This window comes from Nonomuraea sp. NPDC049309, from assembly GCF_043196965.1.
Taxonomy (GTDB): Bacteria; Actinomycetota; Actinomycetes; order Streptosporangiales; family Streptosporangiaceae; genus Nonomuraea; species Nonomuraea fastidiosa.
The window spans coordinates 643,958-668,354 of sequence record NZ_JBICSH010000005.1; the positions used below are offsets into that span (position 1 = coordinate 643,958).

Here is a 24,397-nt window from a genome sequence, read left to right on the forward strand (position 1 = left end):
GGGGCGCCCTAGAGATGCTTGTAGACCTGGTCGAGGCCGATGCCCCGGGCGATCATGAGCACCTGCACGTGGTAGAGGAGCTGCGAGATCTCCTCCGCTGCCCTGTCGTCTGACTCGTACTCGGCCGCCATCCAGCTCTCGGCGGCCTCCTCGACGACCTTCTTGCCGATGGCATGGACGCCGGCGTCGAGCGCGGCCACGGTGCCCGAGCCCGCGGGCCGGGTCCTGGCCTTCTCTGACAGCTCGGCGAACAGCTCTTCGAAGGTCTTCATGGTCTCTCTCGTCGGTCGGCTGGCGTGCCTGTTAAGCCTAGTCTGCGTCACGGGGTGCCACCGCCCGGTGTCCGCCACGCGAGACGACCGTCATCAACAGTTCATGTCCGCGCCGCGTGCGCGTCCGCACCGGATGGCGATGCGACGAACGACGGCTGCGGGCAGCGCGATCCTGCTCGCGTCCCCCGGTGCGGCGCGCGCTACCAGGGGCCGGACCGGGACCGGGCCGAACGCCCTCGCCACGCGGCATCGCACTGAGCGGGCCGATGGGCTGATCTGGAAACGCGAACCGCCCGCCGCATCCCGGAGGTGCGGCGGGCGGTTCCATGGTCGGCTCAGGCGGCGGTCAGCGCTCGCGGGGCGAGCCAGGACCGAGCGGCCGGCACTCGCCGGGGCGAACGCCCGAAAGGCCGGTCAGCGCTCGTAGCGGCGGCCGGAGCCGCGGCGGCCGCGCTCCTCCGAGCGCCCGGAGCGGTGACCCGCGGGACGGTCGTCGGAACGGTAGCGGTCGGAGCGGGGACCGCGCTCGTCCGAGCGCAGCGGGCGGTCGTCGGAGCGGTAGCCGCCCCGGCCGCGCCCCTCGCGGCGGCGGTCGTCGCCGAACGTCCGCGGCTCCTGCGCGCGCCCGAACGGCCGCTCGCCCTCGCCGTGGCGGCGCGTACGGCGCTCGTCGGACGGCGCGCTGAAGGGCCGCTCGCCCTCCTCGTGGCGGCGCGGACGCCGGTCCTCGAACGCGCGGCCGCCGTCGTCGTGGCGGCGCGGGCGCCGCTCACCGTCGAACTCGCGGCGTGGCCTGCGCTCGCCGTCGAACTCCCTGCGCGGACGGCGGTCCTCACCGTACGGACGGTCGCCGTCCTCGTGGCGGCGCGGGCGCCGCTCACCGTCGAAGTCACGGCGCCTGCGGCCGCGGCGCTCGGAGGTGCCGCCGTCGCGGCGGGGGCGCAGCGGCTTGCGGACGTCGGGCTCCCACACGGGGATGGCCTCGCCGCTCGGCCGGCGGGCCCCGGTCACCTCGGCGACCCTGGGGTGGCCCGGGGTGGCCTTGAGGCGGAACGGATGGATGCCGGCCCGGCGGGTGAGCGCCTCGGTCGAGCGGCGCTCGTTGGGCAGCACCAGCGTGACCACGGTGCCCTTCTCGCCGGCGCGCGCCGTGCGGCCGCCCCGGTGCAGGTAGCTCTTGTGGTCCTGCGGCGGGTCGACGTGCAGCACCAGGCTGATGTTGTCGACGTGGATGCCGCGCGCGGCGACGTCGGTGCAGACCAGCACGTTGATGGCGCCCTCGCGGAACTCCGACAGGATGCGGGTGCGCTGGTTCTGGCGCTTGCCGCCGTGCAGGCCGCCGGCCTTGACGCCGACCCTGGCGAGCTGCTTGCACAGCCGGTCGACGCCGTGCTGGGTGCGGACGAAGATGATCGTACGGCCCTCGCGGTTGGCGATCTCGGCCGTGACGTCGAACTTGTCGTCCCGCGTCACCTGCATGACGTGGTGCTCCATGGTGTCGACCGGCGAGGTCGCCGGCGCCACGGAGTGGGTGATCGGGTCCTTCAGGAAGCGCTGCACCAGCTTGTCGACGTCGCCGTCGAGCGTGGCGGAGAACAGCAGCCGCTGCCCGTCGGCCGGGGTCTGCGCGAGCAGCTCGGTGACGACGGGGAAGAAGCCGAGGTCGCACATGTGGTCGGCCTCGTCGAGGACGCTGACCTCGACGTCGGCGAGCGAGCACTCGCCCTGCCTGATGAGGTCGCCGAGGCGGCCGGGGGTGGCGATGACGAGGTCGACGCCGCGGCGCAGCGCCTCGATCTGCTTGCCCATGGACATGCCGCCGACGACCACCTTCATGCGCAGGCCGAGGCCGCGGCCGAGAGGTTCGAGGGCGTCGTGCACCTGGAGCGCGAGCTCGCGGGTGGGGACGAGGATCATCGCGCGGGGCCGCCCGGGGGCGGGCTTCACGCCGGCGATGCGGGCCATGGTGGGCAGGCCGAAGGCGAGCGTCTTTCCGGATCCGGTCTGCCCGCGGCCGAGGACGTCGCGGCCGGCGAGCACGTCGGGGATCGTCGCCCTCTGGATGGGGAACGGGCTGTCGAAGCCCAGTCTGGCCAGCCCGTTGACGAGCGGCTTCGGCAGGCCGAGCAGCTCGAACTCGGACGGGCCCGGCTCGGACGAGGTGTCGTCGAGCGTGGGCATGACAGCGTCAAGCATGGTCACGAAAGTCGTGCCTTTCCGTCGAAGTGGCACGTCACTTCTGCGAAAGGACGAGCCAAGGCATGCGGCGGGGCCGCACAGGGTAAGGGCACCCGCCGTCATGGGGGCGGGAAGAAAAAGGGGGAGACGCACCTGGCACCGGCCGCAGGCGGTGCGTTACGCGTAATGAGACGTCAGGTACATCTGTTACCAACGCCGGGGATGTTATCGGATATTCCCCCGGGTTGCGTCCGGACTTTCCGGAAAACGCGCCGAACACGCTGAAACGGCTGACGATTTACGCCAGCCGTGACAGCGGAAAAGGTCAGACGTTGAAGCCTAGCATACGAAGCTGCTCGCGCCCCTCGTCCGTGATCTTGTCCGGGCCCCATGGCGGCAGCCAGACCCAGTTGATCTTCACGTCGGAGACCATGCCGTCGAGCGCGGAGTGCGCCTGGTCCTCGATGACGTCGGTCAGCGGGCAGGCGGCGCTGGTCAGGGTCATGTCGATGGTGGCCACGGGCTTGCCGCCGTTCTCGCCGGGGTCGAGGTTGAGCCCGTAGACCAGGCCGAGGTCGACGACGTTGATGCCGAGCTCGGGGTCGACGACGTCCTTGAGTGCCTCCATGACCTCTTCAGGACTCGTCTCGCCGTCGAAATCGGTCGGCGTCTCCACTGGCTTGCTCATTGGGCAGCGCTCCTCACAACCGCATCCTTATAGGCCATCCAAGAAAGCAACGCGCATTTAACGCGCGCCGGGAACTTGGCCACGCCCGCGAACGCGACCGCGTCGCCCAGGATCTCCTCGTCGGCCTCCACCTGTCCCCTGCCCTGCATCAGCCGGGTGAACTCATCGACCACGGACAGCGTCTCTTCGACCGTGGAGCCGGTGGCCAGCTCGTGCAGCACCGAGGCGGCGGCCTGGCTGATCGAGCAGCCCTGCCCCTCATAGGAGACGTCGAGGATCTTGCCGGCGTCGCCCACCTTGACCCTGAGCGTGATCTCGTCGCCGCACGTGGGGTTCACGTGGTGAACCTCGGCGTCGTACGGCTCGCGCAGCCCCCGCCCCTGCGGGTGCTTGTAGTGCTCCAGGATCAGCTCCTGGTACATCGACTCGCCGATCATGGCTATGCGAACACCTTCTGAACGTGATGGAGGCCGCGCACCAGGGCGTCGATCTCGCCCGTGGTGTTGTACAGGTAGAACGACGCCCGCGTGGTCGCCGGTATTCCGAAGCGCAGATGCAGCGGGCGCGCGCAGTGGTGCCCCACGCGGACCGCCACGCCGAACTGGTCGTCGAGGATCTGCCCCACGTCGTGCGGGTGGATGCCCTCCAGCGTGAACGACACCGTGCCGCCGCGCTCCTCCAGCGTCTCGGGGCCGATGACGCGCAGTCCGGGCACCTCGCGCAGGGCCTGGAGCGCGTAGTCCGTCAGGGCGCGCTCGTGCGCCTCGATGGCGTCCATGCCCACCTCGGTGAGGTAGTCGACCGCCGCGCCGAGCCCGATGGCCTCGACGATGGGCGGCGTGCCCGCCTCGAACTTGTGCGGGATCGGCGCGTACGTCGAGTGGTCCATCCAGACCGCCTCGATCATCTCGCCGCCGCCCAGGAAGGGGGGCATGGCCTCGAGCAGCTCGGCCTTCCCCCACAGCACGCCGATGCCGGAGGGGCCGACCATCTTGTGGCCGGTGAAGGCCACGAAGTCGGCGCCCAGCGCGGTCACGTCGGTGCGGTGGTGCGGCACGGACTGTGAGGCGTCGAGCGCGATCAGCGCGCCCACCTCGTGGGCCCTGGCGGCCACCTGGGCCACCGGGTTGATCGTGCCCAGCACGTTGGACTGGTGGGCGATGGAGACGATCTTCGTGCGCTCGGTGATGAGCGCGGGATCGTAGGCGAGCCGGCCCTCGTCGGTGACGCCGAACCACTTCAGCGTCGCACCGGTGCGCTGCGCGAGCAGCTGCCACGGCACGATGTTGGAGTGGTGCTCCATTTCGGAGATCACGATCTCGTCGCCGGGCCCCAGCGTGAAGCGGGGATCGGTGGTGGCCGGGTTCCCGAAGGAGTAGGCCAGCAGGTTGAGCGCCTCCGAGGCGTTCTTGGTGAAGATCACCTCTTCGCGCGCCGGCGCCCCGATGAAGCCCGCGACCTTGTCGCGGGCGCTCTCGTAGGCGTCGGTGGACTCGGCGCCCAGCACGTGCATGGCGCGCCCGACGTTGCTGTAGTGCAGCGCCAGATGCTCCCGCATGGTCTCGATGACCTGGGCGGGCTTCTGTGAGGAGTTGCCCGAGTCGAGGTAGACGAGCGGGCGCCCGTCGGGCAGCTCGCGGGAGAAGATCGGGAAGTCCTTCCTGATCTTCTCCACATCGAGGCCGGTGGAAGTCATGCAGATGCCTTCGTGTACTGCTCGTAGCCCTCGGCCTCGAGCTTCTCGGCCAGTTCGGGTCCGCCCGCCTCGACGATCCGGCCGGCCGCGAACACGTGCACGAAGTCCGGCTTCACGTAGCGCAGGATGCGGGTGTAGTGGGTGATGAGGAGCACGCCGGTGTCGCCAGAGGAGCGGAAGCGGTTGATGCCCTCCGACACCACGCGCAGCGCGTCGACGTCGAGGCCGGAGTCGGTCTCGTCGAGCACCGCGATCTTCGGCTTGAGCAGCTCCAGCTGGAGGATCTCGTGGCGCTTCTTCTCGCCGCCGGAGAAGCCCTCGTTGAGGTTGCGCTGGGCGAAGGCGGGGTCGATGGACAGCGCGTCCATGCCGTTCTTCAGGTCCTTGGAGAACTCGCGCAGCTTCGGCGCCTCGCCGCGGATCGCGGTGACGGCCGCGCGCAGGAAGTTCGACACCGACACGCCGGGAACCTCGACCGGGTACTGCATGGCGAGGAACAGGCCGGCGCGGGCCCGCTCGTCGACCGACAGCTCCAGCAGGTCCACGCCGTCGAGCAGCACCTGGCCGCCGGTGATGGTGTATTTGGGGTGACCGGCGATCGCGTAGGCGAGCGTCGACTTGCCCGAGCCGTTGGGGCCCATGATGGCGTGGGTCTCACCGGCCTTCACGGTCAGGTTGACGCCGCGCAGGATTTCCTTGTCCTCGACGGCGACCTGCAGGTCACGGATCTCAAGGGTGGACATGTGCTTAGGACTCCTTCGAGAGCGAGACGAGGACGTCATCGCCGTCGATCTTCACTGTGTAGACGTTCACTGGCTGGGTCGCGGGAGGTCCGGTCGGCTTGCCCGTGTGGATGTCGAAGCACGAGCCGTGCAGCCAGCACTCCAGCGTGCCGTCGTAGACCTCGCCCTCGCTGAGCTTGACCTCGGCGTGGGAGCAGATGTCGTGCAGGGCGAAGACCTCATCGCCCTTGCGCACGAGCGCGACCGGGGTCTCCCCCACCTCGACGCCGATGACCCCCTCGTCGGGGATGTCGGCGAGCTTGCACACCTTCTCGAAAGCGCTCATCGCGAGAGCTCCGCCTCCAGGGCGTTCATCACGCGCTCGCGGATCTCCTCCACCTCGATCTTCTCGACGAGCTGGCCGAGGAAGCCGCGCACGACCAGGCGGCGGGCCTCGTCGTGCGGGATGCCGCGGGCCTGGAGGTAGAAGATGTGCTCGTCGTCGAGACGGCCGGAGGCGGAGGCGTGGCCCGCCCCGGCGACCTCGCCGGTGAGGATCTCGAGGTTGGGGACCGAGTCGGCGCGGGCGCCGTCGGTGAGGATGAGGTTGCGGTTGAGCTCGTAGGTGTCGGTGCCCTCGGCCTCGGCCCTGATGATGACGTCGCCGATCCAGACGGCGTGGGCGTCCTGGCCCTGCAGCGCGCCGCGGTAGTCGACGTTGCTCTTGCAATTGGGCTGCGAGTGGTCGACCAGGAGGCGGTGCTCGAGGTGCTGGCCGGCGTCGACGAAGTAGACGCCCGTCATGTCGGCGTCGCCGCCAGGGGCGGTGTAGCCGACGCTGGGCGACAGGCGTACGAGGTCGCCGCCGAGCGTCACCACGAAGCTGCGGAACACCGCGTCCTTGGCGAGCTGGGCGTGGTGGGCGGAGACGTGGACGGCGTCGTCCTCCCAGTCCTGCAGGCTGACCACCTTGAGGCTGGCGCCCTCCCCGACGACGAACTCGACGTTGTCGGCGTAGACGGCGCTGCCCTTGTGGTCGATCACGAGCACCGCCTCGGCCAGCGGCTCGACCTTGACCACGATGTGGCCGTAGGCGGCGCCGCCGGCCTGCTCGCCGGTCAGCGTCAGCACGGTGGGCTTGGAGGTGACGGCCTCGCGCGGCACCGTGATGACGGTGGCCTTCTCGAAGCTGTTCCACGCCTGGGCGCTGACCCGGTCGGACGGCACGAACGAGGTGCCGAGCCTGGCGTCGTCGCGGCCGACCGTCTCGACGGTGACCTCGGGGGCCGCCTCGACGTCGACGCGGACGTGACCGGCCGGCTCGGCCTTGCCGTTGTGCAGGCCCTTGAGGCGGGAGAGCGGCGTGAAGCGCCACGCCTCCTCGCGACCCGTCGGGACGTCGAAGTCGGCCAGGTCGAAGGACGACTTGTCGTGCAGGGTCGACAGGGGCTTCTCGTTCAGGCCCATCAGCCGACGGCTCCTTCCATCTGCAGCTCGATCAGCCGGTTGAGCTCGAGCGCGTACTCCATGGGCAGCTCGCGCGCGATCGGCTCCACGAAGCCGCGCACGATCATCGCCATCGCCTCGTCCTCGTCGAGCCCGCGGCTCATGAGGTAGAACAGCTGGTCCTCGCTGACCTTGGAGACCGTGGCCTCGTGCCCCATCGAGACGTCGTCCTCGCGGACGTCGACGTAGGGGTAGGTGTCGGAGCGGCTGATCTGGTCGACCAGCAGGGCGTCGCACTTGACGGTGCTGGCGCTGCCGTGGGCGCCCTCCTCGATCTGCACGAGACCGCGGTAGGAGGTGCGGCCGCCGCCGCGCGCCACCGACTTGGAGATGACGCTGGAGCTGGTGTTGGGGGCCAGGTGCACCATCTTCGAGCCGGCGTCCTGGTGCTGGCCCTCACCGGCGAACGCGACGCTCAGCGTCTCGCCCTTGGCGTGCTCGCCCATGAGGTAGACGGCCGGGTACTTCATGGTGACCTTGGAGCCGATGTTGCCGTCGATCCACTCCATGGTCGCGCCCTCGTAGGCGACGGCGCGCTTGGTGACCAGGTTGTAGACGTTGTTCGACCAGTTCTGGATGGTCGTGTAACGGCAGCGGGCGTTCTTCTTCACGATGATCTCGACGACCGCGCTGTGCAGCGAGTCGGAGGAGTAGATCGGCGCGGTGCAGCCCTCGACGTAGTGGACGTAGCTGTTCTCGTCCACGATGATCAGGGTCCGCTCGAACTGGCCCATGTTCTCGGTGTTGATCCGGAAGTAGGCCTGCAGCGGGATCTCGACCTCGACGTTCGGCGGCACGTAGATGAACGAGCCACCGGACCACACGGCGGTGTTGAGCGCGGCGAACTTGTTGTCGCCGACCGGGATCACCGAGCCGAAGTACTCCTTGAAGATGTCCTCGTGCTCGCGCAGGCCCGTGTCGGTGTCGACGAAGATGACGCCCTTGGCCTCGAGGTCCTCACGGATCTTGTGGTAGACGACCTCGGACTCGTACTGGGCCGCGACACCGGCGATGAGACGCTGCTTCTCGGCCTCGGGGATGCCGAGCTTGTCGTAGGTGTTCTTGATGTCGGGGGGCAGCTCGTCCCAGGAAGCGGCCTGCTTCTCGGTCGAGCGCACGAAATATTTGATGTTGTCGAAGTCGATGTCGCTGAGGTCCGAGCCCCACGTCGGCAGCGGCTTCTTCTCGAACAGGCGGAGGCCCTTCAGGCGAAGGTCGAGCATCCACTCCGGCTCGTTCTTCAGAGCGGAGATGTTGCGGACGACCTCCTCGGACAGGCCTCGCTTGGCCGCCGCACCCGCGGCATCCGGGTCGGCCCAGCCGAACTTGTAATTCCCGAGGCCTTCCAGCTCCGGGCGGTCGGTGACAGTCACCTTCCGGTCTCCTTGCTCTTGTCTTTATGTGCGGAATCGGCCAGGGACTGGGGGGACACGTGGGTGGTGCACACCCCGTCGCCGTGGGCGATCGTGGCCAGGCGCTGCACCGGCGTGCCGAGCAGCTGCGCGAACGCCTCCGTCTCGGCCTCGCACAGCTGCGGGAACTCCGCGGCCGCGTGAGCCACCGGGCAGTGGTGCTGGCAGAGCTGGTCGCCGCCGGACTTGGCCTTGCTGGCCGAGGCGGCGTACCCCTCCGCCGACAGAGCCTGCGCCAGCACCTGCACGCGCTGGTCCGCGGGCACCGTCCGCATGACCGGCTCCAACCGGTGGAGCAGGCTCGCGACCTGCTCGCGGGCGAAATCGGCCACGGCTTCGTCTCCCATGCGCCGGGCCAGGTAGCGCAGCGCGCTCCCGGCCAGGTCGTCATAGGCGTGCTCGAAAGCACTGCGCCCCGCATCGGTGATCGCGAACAGCTTGGCCGGCCGTCCACGCCCGCGCTGACCGCGCGGGCGGATCGTGCGAGGCTCGATCATCCCCTCGGCCACCAGGGCGTCGAGGTGACGCCGGACGGCGGCGGGCGTGAGCCCGAGCCGCTCGCCCAGGGCGGCGGCCGCGATGGGACCATGCTCCAGGATCAGCCTGGCGACGCGGGCGCGCGTGCCGCGCTCGCTACCGGGCTCCATCGTGGGCATGTTTTTCACAACATCAGTGTGCCGTAATTCCTTCCCGCCGCACAAACGGATCTGAGCAGGGGCGGGAATGGAATAAGTCACGCAGGGTAGGCTTACCTAACTTTGTCCGCCTTTGCCCGGCCCAGGATCGTGAACGCCAGTCCGGCGAGGACGAAGAGCCCGAGCATGACACATGCCATGGGCACCGCGGTAGCGGAACCGGCCAGCCCGACCAGCGGAGCGGCGGCCGCGCCGAGCGCGAACTGCAGCACGCCCATCAGCGCCGAGGCGCTGCCGGCCACCTGAGCGGGCTGGGAGCCGAGCGCCAGCGCGCCGGTGCCGGGCATGGTCAGGCCCTGGCCGAGCATGATGATCAGCAGGCCGGCCACGATGCCGGGCAGGCCGAACCCGGCCAGCGCGGCGGTGAGCTGCACCACGGCGCCCGTCAGCGAGGCGCTGAGGCCGATGCCGACCAGCAGCACCGGAGGCACACGGCCGGACAGCCGGCCGCCGACCTGCGAGGCGGCGACCAGCGCGAGGGCGTTGCCGCCGAAGATGAGCGAGTACTGCGCGGGCGTGGCGCCGTAGATCTCCTGGAGGACGAACGGCGAGCCGGAGATGTAGCCGAACATCGCGGCGAAGGCCAGGCCGCCGGTGAGGGCGAAGCCCATGAACCTGCGGTCGCGCAGGAGCTGCCAGAACGTGCGCAGCGTGTGCTTGAGCCCGCCGGCCTCGCGCCGCTCGACGGGAAGCGTCTCGCGCACGCCCGCGAGCACGCCGATCAGCAGCACCAGGCCCATGAGGCTGAGCGCCACGAAGACGCCGCGCCAGGAGGTGAAGGCGAGCAGCTGGGCGCCGGCGATCGGGGCGAGGATCGGGGCGAGGCCGCTGACCAGCATGAGCGTGGCGAAGATGCGGGCGATGGCGGCGCCGTCGTAGAGGTCGCGGACGATGGCGCGGACGATGACCAGCGCGGTGCCGCCCAGCATGCCCTGCATGAGGCGGAAGGCGATGAGCGCGGGCACGGAGGGCGCGAACGCGCACAGCAGCGAGGCGGCCATGAACCCGGCGACGCCGATCATGAGCGGCACCCGCCGCCCGCGCACGTCGCTGACCGGGCCGGCGACGACCTGGCCGACGGAGACGCCGATGAGGCAGGCGGTCAGGGTGAGCTGCACCTGCGCCGGGGCGCTCATCATCTCGGAGGTGATGGCGGGCAGCGCCGGGAGGTACATGTCGATCGACAGCGGGCCGATGGCCGACAGCGCGCCGAGGATCAGCAGCAGCAGGCCGCGGCGGCTCTTCCGCTCCTGCCGTACGAGGGTGGATGGTGCGGTGACGGCTGACGCGGCGGCTCCGGCCACGGACATGCGTGTTCCCCTTCTCCATCGGTGGTGGCTGGCGGCTGGCCCATGAGAACCGAGGACTACCAACGGGGTTCTGATCCTCCGAATTCCCGGTCATCTGATAATTACATGTTTTCCGCCGCATTCCAGGGCCTGGCGGCTTTTGCGGCGAACATCACGTCGTCCCGGCGCGCGCACCGCACGACGTCCCGGCGCGCGCACCGCACGACGTCCCGGCGCGCGCACCGCACGACGTCCCGGCGCGCGCACCGCACGACGGTGCGGCAGGATGCCTTCTTCGAGGCGTCGCGCCCTCCCGCCCGCGGGCGCCGCGCCCCTCTCGTCCTGGACGCCGCCACCCTCGCGCCGGGCCCCGCGGCCCATGCGCCCGAGGCGGCGTGACCCTCGCTCTCACCTGCGCGGCGAAGCGCCCCGGTGAGTCCCTAAACTCGTGGCCATGGAATCCCGAGCCCCCGAGCCGGCCCCAGGGCAGGTGCCGGAACCGGCCGTCGAGATCGCCGGGCTGGTCAAGCGCTACGGCGCCACCACGGCCGTCGACGGCCTCACGTTCACGGCGGGGCGCGGCCAGGTCACCGCAGTCCTCGGCCCCAACGGCGCGGGCAAGACGTCCACCGTGGAGATCTGCGAGGGGTTCCGCACCGCCGACGGCGGCACGGTCAAGGTGCTCGGCCTGGCTCCGACGCGGCCCGAGCTGCGCGCCCGCGTGGGCATCATGCCGCAGACCGGCGGGGTTCCCCCGGCCGTGCGCTGCGGCGAGTGGCTGCGGCTCGTCGCCCGGTTCTACGCCCGTCCGCTCGACCCCGGCGTGCTGCTCGACAGGCTCGGGCTGAGCGAGCACGCCCGCACCCCGTTCAGGAGGCTGTCGGGCGGGCAGCAGCAGCGGCTGTCGCTGGCCGCGGCCGTCATCGGCCGCCCCGAGCTGGTCTTCCTCGACGAGCCGACGGCCGGGCTCGACCCGCAGGCCCGCCACGCCTGCTGGGAGCTCGTCGGCGAGCTGCGCGCCGCCGGGGTGTCGGTGGTGCTCACCACCCACCACATGGACGAGGCCGAGCGGCTGGCCGACCACGTCGTCATCATCGACAGGGGCCGCGTCGTGGCCGAGGGCACGCCCGCCTCGCTGACCGGTGCGGAGCGGCAGCTGCGGTTCAGGGCGCGGCCGGGGCTGGCGCTCGAGGAGCTGCTCAACGCGCTGCCCGCGGGCAGCGCCGCCAAGGAGTCGCCGGCCGGCCACTACATCATCGAGGGCCTGGTCGGGCCCGAGCTGCTGGCGACGGTCACGGCCTGGTGCGCGGCCGAGGGCGTCACGGCCGACGACCTGCGCATCGAGCGGCGCACGCTCGAAGACGTCTTCCTGGAGCTGACCGGCAAGGAGCTGCGATGACCGCCCACACTCCGGGCCGGGGGCCGCTCGACTTCACGCCCGCCCCCGGCGCGGCGCCGTTCCCGCGCATGGTGCTGGCGCAGGCCGGCGCGGAGCTGCGGGCGACGCTGCGCAACGGCGAGCAGCTGCTGCTCACGCTGATCATCCCGGTGCTGCTGCTGATCGGCTTCTCCCTCGCCCCGCTGATCGACGTGGGCGACGGGCGGCGGGTCGACTTCCTGGTGCCCGGCGTGCTGGCGCTCGCGGTGATGTCCACCGCCTTCACCGGCCAGGCCATCGCGACCGGCTTCGAGCGCCGTTACGGCGTGCTCAAGCGGCTGGGCGCGACCCCGCTGTCCAGGAGCGGGCTCATGCTGGCCAAGACGGCGGCCGTGGCGGGCGTGGAGCTCGTCCAGGCGGTGGTGATCGTGGCGGTGGGGCTGGCGCTCGGCTGGCGGCCGCACGGCTCGTTCCTGAGCGCGCTGCTGCTCGTCGTGGTCGGTACGGCGGCCTTCAGCGGGCTGGGCCTGCTCATGGCGGGCACGCTGCGCGCCGAGGCCACGCTGGCCGCCGCGAACCTGGTCTACCTGGTGCTGCTGGGGGTCGGCGGGGTGATGTTCCCGCTCAGCGTGTTCCCCGAAGGGGTGCGGCCGGTGCTGGAGGCGCTGCCCATCGGGGCGCTGGCCGGCGGCCTGCGCGCGGTGCTCGCCGAGGGCGTCGCGCTCCCCCTGGGGCCGCTCGCCGTGCTCGCCGCGTGGGCGGTGCTGTCGCTGGCGCTGGTCTCGCGGACCTTCCGCTGGGAGTGAGCGCAGCCCGGTGGCTGTGTATGAGCGCCGCCCGATGGCTGTGAGTGAGCGCCGCCCGATGGCGGAGGGCCGCTCCCCTGGTGGTGAGCCGCCGCCCGGTGGTCACTGCGGCGCGGCGTCCTGGGCGGCGCGCAGGGCACCGTAGCGGCGGCGGCTGAGCACGGCCACCGCCGTCAGCGGCACCGCGGCGGCCGCGGCCAGGCCGAACAGCAGCCCGTACCTGCCGTCCTCGGCGAGCGGGCCGCCCGCCCACGAGGCGGCCGCGCTGCCGACGAACAAGGCGCAGGCGAAGAACGCGATCGTGGTCCCCCTGGCCTCGGGCACCACGGCGGTGGCCCAGGTCTGCAGCGAGGAGTGCAGGAACGACCAGCCGCCGCCGAGCAGCAGCGCGGTGACGGCCACCAGCGGCACGCTGACGTGCACGCTCACCAGGGCGAAGCCGGCGCAGAGCTGCGCGCCGCCGGTCAGCATGAGCGCGGGCGCGGGCCAGCGCCCCGACAGGGTCTTGACCAGCCGGGAGAAGCCCCACAGGCCCAGCCCGTACGCGGTGATGGCCAGCCCGGCGACGGCGGCGGCGAGCCCGGTGTGCTGGAGCGCGGTGGCGAGGAACGGCATCGCGCCCAGCATGATGGCGCCCTCGGCGAAGGCGAGCCCGAACACCAGCAGCGCCCACGGCCGGCCGAGCACCGCTCGCAGGTGCCCCGCCACGCCCCTGCCGGCTCCGGCGTGCGGGGCCGGCTCGGGCAGCGCGCGCAGCGACAGCGCGCAGGCCAGCGCGCACGCGGCGGGCACGGTGAAGGCCACCCGCCAGTCCACCAGGCCCGCGACCGCCCCGCCGAGGCCGGTGGCCAGCGCGGTGCCGAGCGCGGCGGCGGCCATGAGGTCGGTGAGCGCGCGCTGGCGCACGTGCGGCGCGACGGTGTCGCCCACGTACGTCAGGCCCGTCGGGATGACCGCGCCGAAGCAGGCGCCGGTGACGACCCTGGCCAGCACCAGCGCCCACAGCACCGGCATCAGCGCGGAGACCGCACCCGCGGCGGCGGCGCCGGACAGCGCCCACCTCATCACCCGCACCCGCCCGAACCGGTCCGACAGCAGCCCCCACAGCGGCTGCGTCAGCCCGTACGCCAGGTAGTAGCCGCTGGCGGCGGCGACCGACGCCGACAGCGGGACGTCCAGGTCAGCGGCGATGAGCACGAGCATGGGGCTCACCGCGAACCTGTCGAAGCTGCTGACGAACGAGGAGACGGACAGCGCCAGGGGCGGCCGGGCGAGGTTCACCGGCGTGGTGGGGGCTTTCATCGATCCTTGGTGTTCTGTCCGGAAATAGCAGCCAACCGCCAGTAGTACCACCTCATACCGGGGCATGTCGCCTGACCTGGGTAAGCTCTGACGGTTGTCCCGCGTAAGGAATCCGAGGAGTTCCGTGACCGACTTCGCCCTCGACGACCCGCTCGACCGCGGACGCCGCCTGCCCGGCCCCGGCAACCTGCTGCGCACCGCCGCCGACGCCATCCCGCCCTCGGGGCTGGTGCTGCTCGGCATCTTCTCGGTGCAGCTGGGCGCGGCGTTCGCCAAGGAGCTGTTCGCGGCGCTGCCGCCGAGCGCGGTGGTGTTCCTGCGCATCGCGGCCGGTGCGCTCATCCTGGGGGCGTTCGTCCGGCCGAGGCTGCGGGGGCTGAGCGCGCGCGACTGGGCCGTGGGCGCCGGCTTCGGCGTCACGCTCGCGATGATGAACCTCGTCTTCTACGAGGCTCTCGCCCGGCTGCCGATGGGCATCGCGGTGGCGATCGAGTTCCTCGGGCCGCTCGGCGTCGCGGTGGCGGCCTCACGGCGGCGCATCGACCTGCTGTGGGTCGCGCTCGCCGGGGCCGGCGTGGCGCTGCTCGCGCCCTGGGGCGAGTCCGGGACCGTGAGCTGGGCCGGCATCGGGTTCGCGCTCATGGCGGGCGTGTTCTGGGCGGCCTACATCCTGCTGTCGTCGGCGGCCGGGCGGCGCTTCCCCGGCACGACCGGGCTCGCGTTCGCCATGATCGTCTCGACCGTGGTGATCGCGCCGGTCGGTGTCACCACCGGCGGAGCCGACCTGCTGCAGCCCGAGCTGCTGCTGATCGGGCTCGGCGTGGGCCTGCTGTCGTCGGTGATCCCCTACTCGCTCGAGCTGCAGGCGCTGCGGCGGATGCCCAAGCACGTCTTCGGCATCCTGATGAGCCTGGAGCCCGCCGCCGCGGCGCTGATCGGCGTGCTGCTGCTGAACGAGATCCTGCACGTGCAGCAGTGGGCCGCGATCGTGTGCATCGTCGCCGCCAGCCTCGGCTCCACCAGGACGGGCAGGACGAGCGGCTGAGAAACCGGATGAAGGCCCCCAGATGACGGGCCTCTGAGCATGGGCCTGTGATGATGGGGCCGCCGCGCGCCCGTGGGATGGGGTCTCTCGGGCGCGCGGCGGGGGGCTCGGCTCGGTGGGCGGGGTGCGCCGAGCCCGCGAAGGTCAGCGGAGTGCGGGAGTCCGCTTGACCAGGCATGCGCCACCGCGGGATGCGGGCACGGGCCGATCCGTCGCGGTGAGGATGATGGGACCACCGGCGTGCACCGCTCGGGTGGCCCGCATCGAGATTACCTCGATCGGGGAGTGCTCGATCCCCGAATGTCAGAACTTGCGGCCGGTGCAGCGTTCGGGGGTGATCGCCCACTCGTCCGGATCCGCCCCGGTCGGTGAACCGCTCAGTGCCCCGGCCGGTGCCCCGCTCAGTACTGCTCAGGGCTCCGCTCAGTGCTGCTCAGGGCTCCGCTCAGTGCTGCTCAGGGCTCCGCTCAGTGCTGCTCGGCGCCCCGGTCAGTGTTCGGCCCAGATGCCGCGCACGTGGCCGATGTGCTCGGCCATCAGCTGCTTCACCGCCTCGCTGTCGCCGCTCTTGAGCGCGTCGAGCAGCTGCAGGTGCTCCCTGGCCGAGTCGGTCAGCGTGCCGCGCTCCGACAGCTGCGACAGGCCGTACAGCCTGGCCCTGTTGCGCAGGTCGCGGACCACCGACACCAGGTGGGAGTTGCCGCTCAGCGACAGCAGCTCCACGTGGAAGCGCAGATCGGCGTCCACGTACGCGAGCAGGTCGCCGCGCTCGCTGGCCGAGACGATCTCCTCGGCGATCGGCCGCAGCGCCTCGAACTCCTCGGCCCTGGAGCTGTCGGCCAGCCGCGCGACCGTCGGCACCTCGATGAGCTGGCGGATCTCGGTCAGCTCGTCGAGGTCGCGGTCGGACAGCTCGGTCACCCGGAAGCCCTTGTTGCGCACCGCCTCGACCAGGCCCTCCTTGGCCAGGTCGAGCATCGCCTCGCGGACCGGCGTCGCCGAGACGCCGAACTGGGCGGCCAGCACCGGGGCGGAGTAGACCACCCCCGGCCGCATCTCACCCGTGATCAGCGCGGCCCGCAACGCGTGCGCGACCTGCTCGCGCAGGCTCTGGCGCTCTCCCACCATCGGCAGATCCAGCCGGTCCTCGGCAGCCATCCGCCCATCCCTTCTATGTCCACGCCTCGTAAGCGGCAGCCGCGACCACGAGGTCCTCCCACGCCATGCCGGTGCTCTTGAACACGCGCGGCCCCGGGCCCGCGACGACCCTTCCGGCGACCAGGTCGGCGAGGTTACCGGCGAGATGACGAGAGGTGATGGTACCCCGGCCGATCGGGACGAGCAGATCTCCCGCTTCTTCCAGGGCCGCCGCCCTCGCCTCGACGACCACGGTGGCGCGCGCGACGAGGTCGCCGTCGAGCTCGCGGGCGTCCGGCTCGTGGGAGCCGACGGCGACGACGGTCACGCCGTCGCGGGCGAGCTTACCGGGGAACAGCGGGGTCCTGGCGGTGGTGCAGCACGCGATGAGGTCGGCCGCCGCGACCGCCTCGGCCACGGCACAGTCCACGGCCCCATCCGCGGCCCCGTTCACGGCACAGTCCACGGCCCCGTCCACGGCCCCGTCCACGGCCCCATCCACGGCGCCGTCCACGGCGCCGTCCACCGTGATCTCACCGTCGTCCGCCGAGGGCACCGGCCGGTCCGCGGCGGGGACCCCCGCATGGCCGGCCGTGACGGCGGGGCCGCGGCCGGTCAGGGCACGGGCCTCGAGTCCGAGCTCGCGGCAGCGCCCGGCGAGCGCCTGCGCGCGTCCGGCGTCGCGGCCGATCACCGTGACCTCCTCGACCGGCCGCACCTCGCGCAGCGCCAGCACGTGCCCGTACGCCTGCGGCCCGCTGCCGAACACCACCAGCCGCCGCGCGTCCCGCTCCGCCAGGTGCCGCACGGCCAGGGCGGAGACGGCGGGCGTGCGCAGCGAGGTCAGCGCGATCCCGTCCAAGGCGGCGAGCGGCGCCAGGGTGTCGCCGTCGAACAGCAGGTACGTCCCCTGGATCCGGGGCAGCCCGCGCTCCGGATTGGCCGGGGCGATGGAGACGACCTTGACGCCCGCGTACGTGCGGGTCGCCGCGGGCATGAGCAGGAGCTGGCCCGCAGCGACGTCCACGATCGGCCGCTGCGGGGTGTCCTCGGGGTCGAGCTCCGCCCGCAGCGCCTCCTCCAGCACGTCCACGGCCCGCCCCATCGGCACCAGCCGCTCGACGGTGGCCGCGTCGAGGTAGGGCAGGCCGCCGGCGCTCACCGGGCTCGCCGGGCCGCCCGCCGGGGCGCTCATCGGAGCGTGAACCCGGTCGGGAACGGGTCGTCCGGGTCGAGCTCGAAGGTGTGCCGTCCCGTCCGGTAGGCGGTGCCGTCGATCTCCACCACCACGCCGCCGGCCGTCTCGCCGGCGACGCGGGCGGTGAAGACGCTGCCGACGACGCTCTCGTGCACCAGCGTCGCGGTGCCGTCGGCGTCGTGCAGCAGGGCCATCCTGGCCGCCGTGCCGGAGCCGCAGGGCGAGCGGTCCACCTCGCCGTCGGCGAAGACGGTGACGTTGCGCTGGTGCCTGACGCCGTCCACGTCCGGCAGCTCCTCGTGGAAGATCACACCGTACACGCCGGAGAGCCGCTCGTCGGACGGGTGCCTGGTGGCGGGGTGCCGGGCCAGCGCGGCCTTGATCCTGCGGGCGTGCCCGATGAGCGCGTCCAGGTGCCGCGGCTCGACGGTCAGGCCGAGGTCGGCGGCGGGCAGCGCGGCGTAGACGGCGCCGCCGTAGGCGAGGTCCACGCGGGCCTCGCCCGCCTTCACGTCGCGGTCCAGCACGAACGAGGGCACGTTGACGAACGTCACCGCGTCCACGCGGCCCGCGGCGGTGCGCACGCGGGCGGTGACCCGGCCCGACGGCACGTCCACCACCACGTCGGTCACCCCGTCGGGCGGCGCTTCCACCAGGCCCTCGTGCACCGCGTACGCGCCCAGCGCGATCGTGCCGTGCCCGCACGCGGTGGAGAAGCCGTCCTTGTGCCAGAACAGCGCGCCCAGGTGCGCGCCGTCGTCGTCGGGCGGCACCGGGAAGCAGCCGTACATGTCGGCGTGGCCGCGCGGCTCCAGGCACAGCAGCCGCCGCAGGTCGTCGAACTCGGCCATCGCGGTGGTGCGCCGGTCGAGCACGCTGGACCCGGCGATCTCCGGCACGCCGCCGGTGACGATGCGGAACGGCTCGCCCGCCGTGTGGTAGTCGATCGTGGTGATCATCGCGGCCGCCTCACAGCTCGAAACCGGCGGGGAACGGGTCGCGGGGGTCGAGGAAGTACTGGGCGGTTCCGGTGATCCAGGCGCGCCCGGTGATCGACGGCAGGACGGCGGGCCGCCCGCCCACCTCGGTCTCCTCCAGCACGCGGCCGATGAAGCGGGTGCCGATGAACGACTCGTTGACGAAGTCCTTGCCGATCTCCAGCTCGCCGCGCGCATAGAGCTGCGCCATGCGGGCGCTGGTGCCGGTGCCGCAGGGCGAGCGGTCGAACCAGCCCGGGTAGATGGCCATGGCGTGGCGGGAGTGCGCGGCGTCGGAGCCGGGCGCGGCGAAGTAGACGTGGTGGCAGCCGCGGATGCGGTCGTCCTCGCGGTGCACCGGCTCGTCCGCGGCGTTGATCGCCTCCATGGTCTTCAGGCCGGCGGCGATGATCTCGTTCTTGGCGGCGCGGTCGAACGGCAGGCCGTAGTCGTCGAGGTTGACGATGGCGTAGAAGTTGCCGCCGTAGGCCAGGTCGTAGGGGATCTCTCCGAAGCCGGGCACGCTCACCTTGGCGTCCAGCCGGTCGCAGTAGGAGGGCACGTTGCGCAGCGTCACCGACATGGCCATGCCGTCCTCGACGGCGACGTCCACCTCGACAAGCCCTGCGGGCACCTCCAGGCGCACGGTCGTGACGGGCTCGGTCACCTCGACCATGCCGGTCTCGACCAGCACGGTCGCCACCCCGATGGTGCCGTGGCCGCACATCGGCAGCAGCCCCGACACCTCGATGAACAGCACGCCGAAGTCCGCGTCGGGCCTGGTGGGCGGCTGGAGGACGGCGCCGCTCATGGCCGAGTGACCGCGCGGCTCGGTCATCAGCAGGGTCCTGATGTGGTCGAGGTTGTCGCGGAAGTAGACCCGCCGCTCGGCCATGGTCGCACCCGGGATGACACCGATGCCGCCGGTGATGACCCGGGTCGGCATGCCCTCGGTATGGGAGTCGACGGCGTGGAAAACGCGCTTTGTCCTCATCGCAGCCCTTCTGCCAGTGCCTTCTCCGTCGCCGCGCGCACCACGGCGGCCTGCTCGCCGGTGAGCGGCTGCCTGGGCGGCCGGCACGGACCGCCGTGACGGCCCGCCAGGTCCATCGACAGCTTGATGGCCTGGACGAACTCCGTCTTGGAGTCCCAGCGAAGCAGCGGGTGCAGGCTCCGGTAAAGAGGCAACGCCGTGTCGAGGTCACGGGCCACCGCCGCGCGGTAGAGAGCGGCGCTGGACTGCGGCAGCGCGTTCGGGTACCCGGCGATCCACCCCTTCGCCCCGGCGATCGCGAGTTCGAGCAGCACGTCGTCGGAGCCGATCAGCAGGTCGAGGCCGGGGGCAAGCTCGGCGATCTCGTACGCGCGCCGCACGTCCCCGGTGAACTCCTTGACCGCCACGATCAGCCCCTCCTCGTGCAGCCTGGCCAGCAGCGCGGGGGTGAGGTCGACCTTGGTGTCGTAGGGGTTGTTGTAGGCCACGATCGGCACGCCCGCCCGGGCGACCTCGCGGTAGTGCTGCAGGACGGCCCGCTCGTCGGCCCGGTAGGTGTTGGGCGGCAGCAGCAGCACCGATCCGCAGCCCGCCGCGGCCGCCTGCTCGGCCCAGCGGCGGGACTCGGCCGCGCCGTACGCGCCCGCCCCCGCCATGACGTTGGCGCCGCCCACGGCCTCGACCGCGGTCTCGATCACCTTGATCCGCTCGCCGGGGGTGAGCGTCTGGTACTCGCCGAGCGAGCCGTTCGGCACGACGCCGTCGCAGCCGTTCTCGATCAGCCAGCGGCAGTGCTCGGCGTAGCGGTCGTAGTCGACCGACAGGTCCTCGCGCAGGGGCAGCGCGGTGGCGACCATGACGCCGTGCCAGGGCTTGCTGCGGTTGTCCATCAGGGCAGTCCTCCAGAGGGTCGGCGAGCGGTGCTCTCGTCTTGGTCGGTGGTGAGCTCGGCCAGCGCGCCCAGCGTCACCGGCTGGGCGATCGGGCGGCGCGGCGGCTGCGGCGGCTCCCCGGCCAGGCAGGAGACGGCGTAGCCGCAGATGCGACCCTGGCACCAGCCCATGCCGGGGCGGGCCAGGAGCTTGACGGCGCGGGCGCCGGTGGCGCCCAGTGCCTGCGCTTCGCGTACACGCGCCAGCGGCACCTCCTCGCAGCGGCACACGAGCGTGTCGTCGCGCAGCCACGTGCGCCAGCCCGGCATGACGGGGTACGCCCGCTGCAGCGCAGCCCCGAAGGCACGCCCGCGCTCGCGCCGCCTGGCGAGCACCGCGGGCACGCCGTCGGGCCCCGCCGTGGCAGGGCGGCCCGCGTCGGCGGCGATGGCGTACCCGGCGACGCGGCCCTCGGTCTCGGCGGGCCGCCATCCGGCCACGCCGGTGGGCTCGCCGGCCGCCCAGACGCCGGGCACGCTGGTGCGCAGGGCGGCGTCCACGGCGAGCACCGGGCTGCCGTCGGCGTCGTGCCTGGTGGCGCAGCCGAGCTGGGTGCCCAGCTCGATCTGCGGGACGAACCCGTAGCCGATCGCGACGGTGTCGCACTCGACGACGCGGGTCGCCAGAACGTTCCAGGAGGCGTCGAGCCTGGCCACGGTGACGGCCTCGACCTCGCGCTCGCCGTGCGCGGCGACGACGGCCTGGCGGGTCCGGTACGGCACCCGGTGGCGGGCCAGCGCGGCGGCGTACCCGGCGGCCTCGCCCGCCTTGGACAGGGCGTGCAGGGGATGCCTGGCCAGGCCGAGCCCGCCGTTCGCCTCGTGCACGCCGAGCACCCGCGCCCCGGCGGCGGCCAGCCCGGCGGCGACCGGCAGCAGGAACGGCCCGGTGCCGGAGACCACGACGCGCCGCCCCGCCACCACTCCCGAGCCCTTGAGCAGCGCCTGCGCGCCTCCGGCGGTGAGCACGCCGGGCAGGTCCCAGCCGGGGAACGGCAGCGGCCTGTCGTGCGCGCCCGTCGCGATCAGCAGCCTGCGGCCGCGCAGCTCGGCGACGCGCTCGCCGTCCCCGTTGCGCGTGACGCAGCGCAGGACGAGGTCGCCGTCCGGCTCACGGGAGACGTTCCACGCCTGGTGGCGCAGCAGCACGTCGGCGCGCGCCTCCAGGGCCCGCGCCTGGCGCAGGAACCTCGCGAGATCCGGCTTCGCGCCCGGCCCTGTCTCGTCCGCGGCGGTGTGGCGGAAGTACTGGCCGCCGAGCCGCTGACCGGAGTCCACCAGGGCCACCCGCAGCCCGGCCAGGGCCGCCGTCAGCGCGCCCGCCACGCCGGCGGGCCCGCCGCCGGCCACGAGGAGGTCGTACGTCACGCCGTCGTCACCTCATCTCCCGGCGCCGCCTCCAGCAGGCACGCCCGCTCGGGCGGGCGCCCGTTGACCGAGATGAGGCAGTCGAAGCAGACCCCGATCCCGCAGAACAGCCCGCGCGGCCGCCCGCCGAACCTGGTGCTGCGCCACGACCGCACGCCGGCCGCGTGCAGCGCCGCGCCGATGGTCTGGCCGGGCACGACCGGCACCTGCCGGCCGTCCACGGTGATGTGGAACGTCATGCGGCCTCCTTCGCGAAACGGTCGGGGCGGAAGGGGTGGAGGTCGAGCGCGGGCTTGTCGCCGGTGAGAAGCTGGGCGAGCAGGTGCCCGGTGGCGGGTGCGAGCCCGATGCCGGCGCCCTCGTGCCCGCAGGCGTGGTAGAGCCCTGGGGCGCGCGGGTCCGCGCCGATGACGGGCAGGTGGTCGGGGCAGTACGGCCGGAACCCGCAGTAGGACCTGATGGCCCGGATCCCGCGCAGCGCGGGGAACAGCTCGACGGCCTGCCGCGCCAGCTTGGCGAGCACGGGCACGGAGGTGGTGCGGTCGAAGCCGACGCGCTCCCTGCTGGCGCCGATGAGCACGGTCCCGGCGGGGGTGCCCTCGATGACGGCCGAGGTCTCCAGGCCCGCGTTGTCGCTGGCGACGTTGGTGACGTAGGCGGCGGTGTAGACCTTGTGCCTGATGAGCGGCTCGCGCAGCGGCTCGGTGACGAGGATGAAGCCGCGCCTGGGCAGGATGGGCAGCTCGACGCCGGCCAGCGCGGCGATCTCGCCGCCCCAGGTGCCCGCCGCGTTGACGACGGCGTCGCCGAGCACGTCGCCTCTGGTGGTTCGGACGCCGGTGATGCGGTCGCCGGAGCGGAGGAAGCCGGTGACCTCGGCGCCGAGGTGCAGCCGTACGGTGCCCTTGCCGAAGCTCTCCGCGGCGTGCCTGAGCAGGCGTGCGGCCGCGAGCATGGGCTGGACCTGGGCGTCCTGCGGATAGAAGACCCCGCCGGCCAGCTCGGGTGTCAGGTGCGGCTCGTAGTCGCGCAGCCCGGACGCCTGGACGATGGTGTGCTCCACGCCCTGCTGCGCGGCCAGCTCGGTGAGCGCGGCCATGACCTTGTCGTTCTCGGCGACGACGAGGCCGCCCTTCGGCTCGAACTCGAACCCGCCCTGCCCCTTGGACGGCCCGTCGAACCGGCCGGCCAGCTCGCGCCAGAGCCCGTTGGACAGCACGGCCAGCTCCAGCTCGGGGCCCGGCTCCTTGTCGGAGACCAGCACGTTGCCCTCGCCCGAGCCGGTCGTGCCCGCGGCCACGGAGCCGCGGTCGATCACGGTCACGTCGAGGCCCGCGCGCGCGGCGTAGTAGGCGCAGGCCGCGCCCACGACTCCGGCGCCGACGACGATGACGTCGGACATCACCACCTCCCTCTCAGTAATATGTCACATACCTTTTTGTGGTGGAAGACCGGGACGGCGAACCGCCCGCTACAACGGCCAAGCCCGGCCCGCGGGCCGCCCGGCACGGCGGCGAAGCCCGGAACGGCAGACCGCCCGGGACGACGTGCCGCCCGGCGCAACGGCCAAGCCCGGCCGTGGGCCGCCCGACGCGACGGCGAAGCCCGGAACGGCAGACCGCCCACGGCGGCGAAGCCCGGGACGGCGAACCGCCCGGCACGACGGCGGAGGCCGGGGTGGCGGGCCACCCGGCGGCTCGCCTGGTGGCCGATGGCGGGACCGCCCATCACGGCCCCTACCATCGATGGCGTGAAGCTACCCGCCGACAGCACCAACCCCTTCGTCCGGCTGCTGCGCTCCTTCCTCGCACCGACCGAGCGGTCCATGCGGTCATGGGCGCTGGCGTCCGTGGTGGTCAACGCCGGCATCACGGTCACCGGGGCCGGCGTGCGCGTGACCAAGTCGGGGCTGGGCTGCCCGACCTGGCCGCGGTGCACTCCCGACAGCTTCGTCCCGGCCGTCCACGCCGACGTCGACCCGCTGAACATGGCGGTGGAGTTCGGCAACCGGCTGCTGACGTTCCTCGTGCTGGCGGTGGGCGTGGCCTGCGTGCTCGCGGCGCTGCGGCTGTCGCCCCGGCGCTCCTCGCTGGTGCGGCTGGCCTGGCTGCAGCCGGTCGGCATCGTCGCCCAGGCGCTGTGGGGCGGGCTGGTGGTCAACTCCATGCTCAACCCGTTCACGGTGGGCATGCACTACCTGATCTCCAGCGGCCTCATCGCGGCCTGCTGGCTGCTGTACGCGCGCTCCGGCGAGGGCGACGCCCCCATGCGGCGCATCACCCACCGCGATGTCAGAAGGCTCGGCCACGTGCTGCTCGCCGCCGTGTTCACGCTGCTGGTGGTGGGCGTCGGGGTCAGCGGCACCGGCCCGCACTCGGGCGACGAGCTGGCCTCGCGCTTCGACTTCGACATCGAGGCCATCGCACGGCTGCACGCCGACATCGCCTACGTCGTGGTCGGGCTGACGTTCGCGCTGCTGTTCGCACTCCACGTGACCAACGGGCCCCGGCCCGCCCGCCGCGCCGCGCTCGCGCTCTTCGGGGCCGAGCTGCTGCAGGGCGTGATCGGCTACACGCAGTGGTTCCTCGCCGTGCCGGCCCTGCTGGTGCTGTTGCACGTGCTCGGCTCGACGCTGGTGTGGATCGCCGCGCTGCGGGTCGTCACCTCGCTGCGCGCCCGCGACCGCGAGCCCGCCCCCGCACCCCGCTCCCCCACCGAAACCGCCGCCGCCCTCTGACCGCGACCCACCCTCACACACAACGGCCACCGCACGCCGCCCAAGACCCCACTCCCCCACCGAAAC

At 72.4% G+C, this 24,397-nt stretch carries 25 protein-coding genes; 5 read left to right on the forward strand and 20 right to left on the reverse strand.

Going from position 1 to position 24,397, the window contains the following annotated elements; genetic code table 11:
- Positions 1 to 8: 8 nt before the first annotated feature.
- The 11 genes from ACGFIM_RS31280 to ACGFIM_RS31330 form a co-directional block, all read right to left on the reverse strand.
- A complete protein-coding gene (locus tag ACGFIM_RS31280) occupies positions 9 to 272 on the reverse strand; it encodes a phosphoribosyl-ATP diphosphatase (RefSeq protein WP_345386086.1) in 264 nt (87 codons plus the stop codon).
- Between the two features lie 414 nt (positions 273 to 686).
- Positions 687 to 2,468: a DEAD/DEAH box helicase gene (locus ACGFIM_RS31285; protein WP_393207533.1), complete on the reverse strand. Its 1,782-nt coding sequence runs from the start codon at positions 2,466 to 2,468 to the stop codon at positions 687 to 689.
- 307 nt (positions 2,469 to 2,775) lie between these two features.
- Positions 2,776 to 3,138: a metal-sulfur cluster assembly factor gene (locus ACGFIM_RS31290; protein WP_378790106.1), complete on the reverse strand. Its 363-nt coding sequence runs from the start codon at positions 3,136 to 3,138 to the stop codon at positions 2,776 to 2,778.
- A complete protein-coding gene (gene sufU / locus ACGFIM_RS31295; RefSeq protein WP_393207537.1) occupies positions 3,135 to 3,575 on the reverse strand; it encodes a Fe-S cluster assembly sulfur transfer protein SufU in 441 nt (146 codons plus the stop codon). Before sufU ends, ACGFIM_RS31290 begins: the two co-directional genes overlap by 4 nt.
- A gap of 2 nt (positions 3,576 to 3,577) precedes the next feature.
- A complete protein-coding gene (locus ACGFIM_RS31300) occupies positions 3,578 to 4,834 on the reverse strand; it encodes a cysteine desulfurase (protein ID WP_393207540.1) in 1,257 nt (418 codons plus the stop codon).
- Positions 4,831 to 5,577 carry a Fe-S cluster assembly ATPase SufC gene (sufC, locus tag ACGFIM_RS31305; protein WP_393207543.1) on the reverse strand — a complete coding sequence of 249 codons (747 nt, stop codon included), beginning with the start codon at positions 5,575 to 5,577 and terminating at the stop codon, positions 4,831 to 4,833. The genes ACGFIM_RS31300 and sufC overlap by 4 nt, the downstream gene beginning before the upstream one ends.
- A gap of 4 nt (positions 5,578 to 5,581) precedes the next feature.
- Entirely contained in the window at positions 5,582 to 5,902 is a 321-nt protein-coding gene (locus ACGFIM_RS31310) for a non-heme iron oxygenase ferredoxin subunit (RefSeq protein WP_364065719.1), read from the reverse strand.
- Positions 5,899 to 7,023 (reverse strand): Fe-S cluster assembly protein SufD, encoded by a 1,125-nt coding sequence (sufD, locus tag ACGFIM_RS31315; protein WP_393207547.1) that lies wholly within the window; start codon positions 7,021 to 7,023, stop codon positions 5,899 to 5,901. Before sufD ends, ACGFIM_RS31310 begins: the two co-directional genes overlap by 4 nt.
- Positions 7,023 to 8,435: a Fe-S cluster assembly protein SufB gene (gene sufB, locus ACGFIM_RS31320; RefSeq protein ID WP_393207550.1), complete on the reverse strand. Its 1,413-nt coding sequence runs from the start codon at positions 8,433 to 8,435 to the stop codon at positions 7,023 to 7,025. The genes sufD and sufB overlap by 1 nt, the downstream gene beginning before the upstream one ends.
- Complete coding sequence (locus ACGFIM_RS31325) at positions 8,432 to 9,130, reverse strand: helix-turn-helix domain-containing protein (RefSeq protein ID WP_364065727.1); 699 nt, start codon at positions 9,128 to 9,130, stop codon at positions 8,432 to 8,434. Before ACGFIM_RS31325 ends, sufB begins: the two co-directional genes overlap by 4 nt.
- A 92-nt stretch (positions 9,131 to 9,222) precedes the next feature.
- Positions 9,223 to 10,479, reverse strand: a complete 1,257-nt coding sequence (locus tag ACGFIM_RS31330) for a multidrug effflux MFS transporter (RefSeq protein ID WP_393207554.1) — start codon at positions 10,477 to 10,479, stop codon at positions 9,223 to 9,225.
- A gap of 105 nt (positions 10,480 to 10,584) precedes the next feature.
- On the opposite strand from ACGFIM_RS31330, the gene ACGFIM_RS31335 reads away from it, so the two are divergent.
- The 3 genes from ACGFIM_RS31335 (at position 10,585) to ACGFIM_RS31345 (ending at position 12,642) form a co-directional block, all read left to right on the forward strand.
- Entirely contained in the window at positions 10,585 to 10,857 is a 273-nt protein-coding gene (locus ACGFIM_RS31335) for a hypothetical protein (RefSeq protein WP_393207557.1), read from the forward strand.
- Positions 10,858 to 10,948: 91 nt separating this feature from the next.
- Positions 10,949 to 11,857 (forward strand): ABC transporter ATP-binding protein, encoded by a 909-nt coding sequence (locus ACGFIM_RS31340; RefSeq protein ID WP_393207793.1) that lies wholly within the window; start codon positions 10,949 to 10,951, stop codon positions 11,855 to 11,857.
- Positions 11,854 to 12,642, forward strand: coding sequence for an ABC transporter permease (locus ACGFIM_RS31345; RefSeq protein ID WP_393207560.1), 789 nt, complete (start codon positions 11,854 to 11,856; stop codon positions 12,640 to 12,642). The genes ACGFIM_RS31340 and ACGFIM_RS31345 overlap by 4 nt, the downstream gene beginning before the upstream one ends.
- Before the next feature lie 102 nt (positions 12,643 to 12,744).
- On the opposite strand, the gene ACGFIM_RS31350 is transcribed toward ACGFIM_RS31345, so the two are convergent.
- Positions 12,745 to 13,944: an MFS transporter gene (locus ACGFIM_RS31350; RefSeq protein WP_393207562.1), complete on the reverse strand. Its 1,200-nt coding sequence runs from the start codon at positions 13,942 to 13,944 to the stop codon at positions 12,745 to 12,747.
- Positions 13,945 to 14,068: 124 nt separating this feature from the next.
- On the opposite strand from ACGFIM_RS31350, the gene ACGFIM_RS31355 reads away from it, so the two are divergent.
- Complete coding sequence (locus tag ACGFIM_RS31355) at positions 14,069 to 14,989, forward strand: DMT family transporter (protein ID WP_393207564.1); 921 nt, start codon at positions 14,069 to 14,071, stop codon at positions 14,987 to 14,989.
- Between the two features lie 489 nt (positions 14,990 to 15,478).
- On the opposite strand, the gene ACGFIM_RS31360 is transcribed toward ACGFIM_RS31355, so the two are convergent.
- From ACGFIM_RS31360 to ACGFIM_RS31395, 8 genes are read right to left on the reverse strand one after another with little or no spacing between them, the layout of a single operon-like run.
- Positions 15,479 to 16,147 carry a GntR family transcriptional regulator gene (locus tag ACGFIM_RS31360; protein WP_393207567.1) on the reverse strand — a complete coding sequence of 223 codons (669 nt, stop codon included), beginning with the start codon at positions 16,145 to 16,147 and terminating at the stop codon, positions 15,479 to 15,481.
- Between the two features lie 13 nt (positions 16,148 to 16,160).
- Positions 16,161 to 17,321, reverse strand: a complete 1,161-nt coding sequence (locus tag ACGFIM_RS31365) for an ornithine cyclodeaminase family protein (protein ID WP_393207570.1) — start codon at positions 17,319 to 17,321, stop codon at positions 16,161 to 16,163.
- Positions 17,318 to 18,283 (reverse strand): proline racemase family protein, encoded by a 966-nt coding sequence (locus ACGFIM_RS31370; protein ID WP_393207573.1) that lies wholly within the window; start codon positions 18,281 to 18,283, stop codon positions 17,318 to 17,320. The genes ACGFIM_RS31365 and ACGFIM_RS31370 overlap by 4 nt, the downstream gene beginning before the upstream one ends.
- Positions 18,284 to 18,293: 10 nt before the next feature.
- On the reverse strand, positions 18,294 to 19,295 hold the full coding sequence (locus ACGFIM_RS31375; RefSeq protein WP_393207576.1) for a proline racemase family protein: 1,002 nt from the start codon (positions 19,293 to 19,295) through the stop codon (positions 18,294 to 18,296).
- Positions 19,292 to 20,185 (reverse strand): dihydrodipicolinate synthase family protein, encoded by an 894-nt coding sequence (locus ACGFIM_RS31380; protein WP_393207579.1) that lies wholly within the window; start codon positions 20,183 to 20,185, stop codon positions 19,292 to 19,294. The genes ACGFIM_RS31375 and ACGFIM_RS31380 overlap by 4 nt, the downstream gene beginning before the upstream one ends.
- A complete protein-coding gene (locus tag ACGFIM_RS31385) occupies positions 20,185 to 21,594 on the reverse strand; it encodes an FAD-dependent oxidoreductase (protein WP_393207582.1) in 1,410 nt (469 codons plus the stop codon). Before ACGFIM_RS31385 ends, ACGFIM_RS31380 begins: the two co-directional genes overlap by 1 nt.
- A complete protein-coding gene (locus ACGFIM_RS31390) occupies positions 21,591 to 21,833 on the reverse strand; it encodes a (2Fe-2S)-binding protein (protein WP_364911482.1) in 243 nt (80 codons plus the stop codon). Before ACGFIM_RS31390 ends, ACGFIM_RS31385 begins: the two co-directional genes overlap by 4 nt.
- Entirely contained in the window at positions 21,830 to 22,996 is a 1,167-nt protein-coding gene (locus ACGFIM_RS31395) for an NAD(P)/FAD-dependent oxidoreductase (RefSeq protein WP_393207586.1), read from the reverse strand. Before ACGFIM_RS31395 ends, ACGFIM_RS31390 begins: the two co-directional genes overlap by 4 nt.
- Before the next feature lie 348 nt (positions 22,997 to 23,344).
- Here ACGFIM_RS31395 and ACGFIM_RS31400 point away from each other — a divergent pair, with 348 nt between their 5' ends.
- Complete coding sequence (locus ACGFIM_RS31400; RefSeq protein ID WP_393207589.1) at positions 23,345 to 24,331, forward strand: heme A synthase; 987 nt, start codon at positions 23,345 to 23,347, stop codon at positions 24,329 to 24,331.
- Positions 24,332 to 24,397 lie beyond the last annotated feature (66 nt).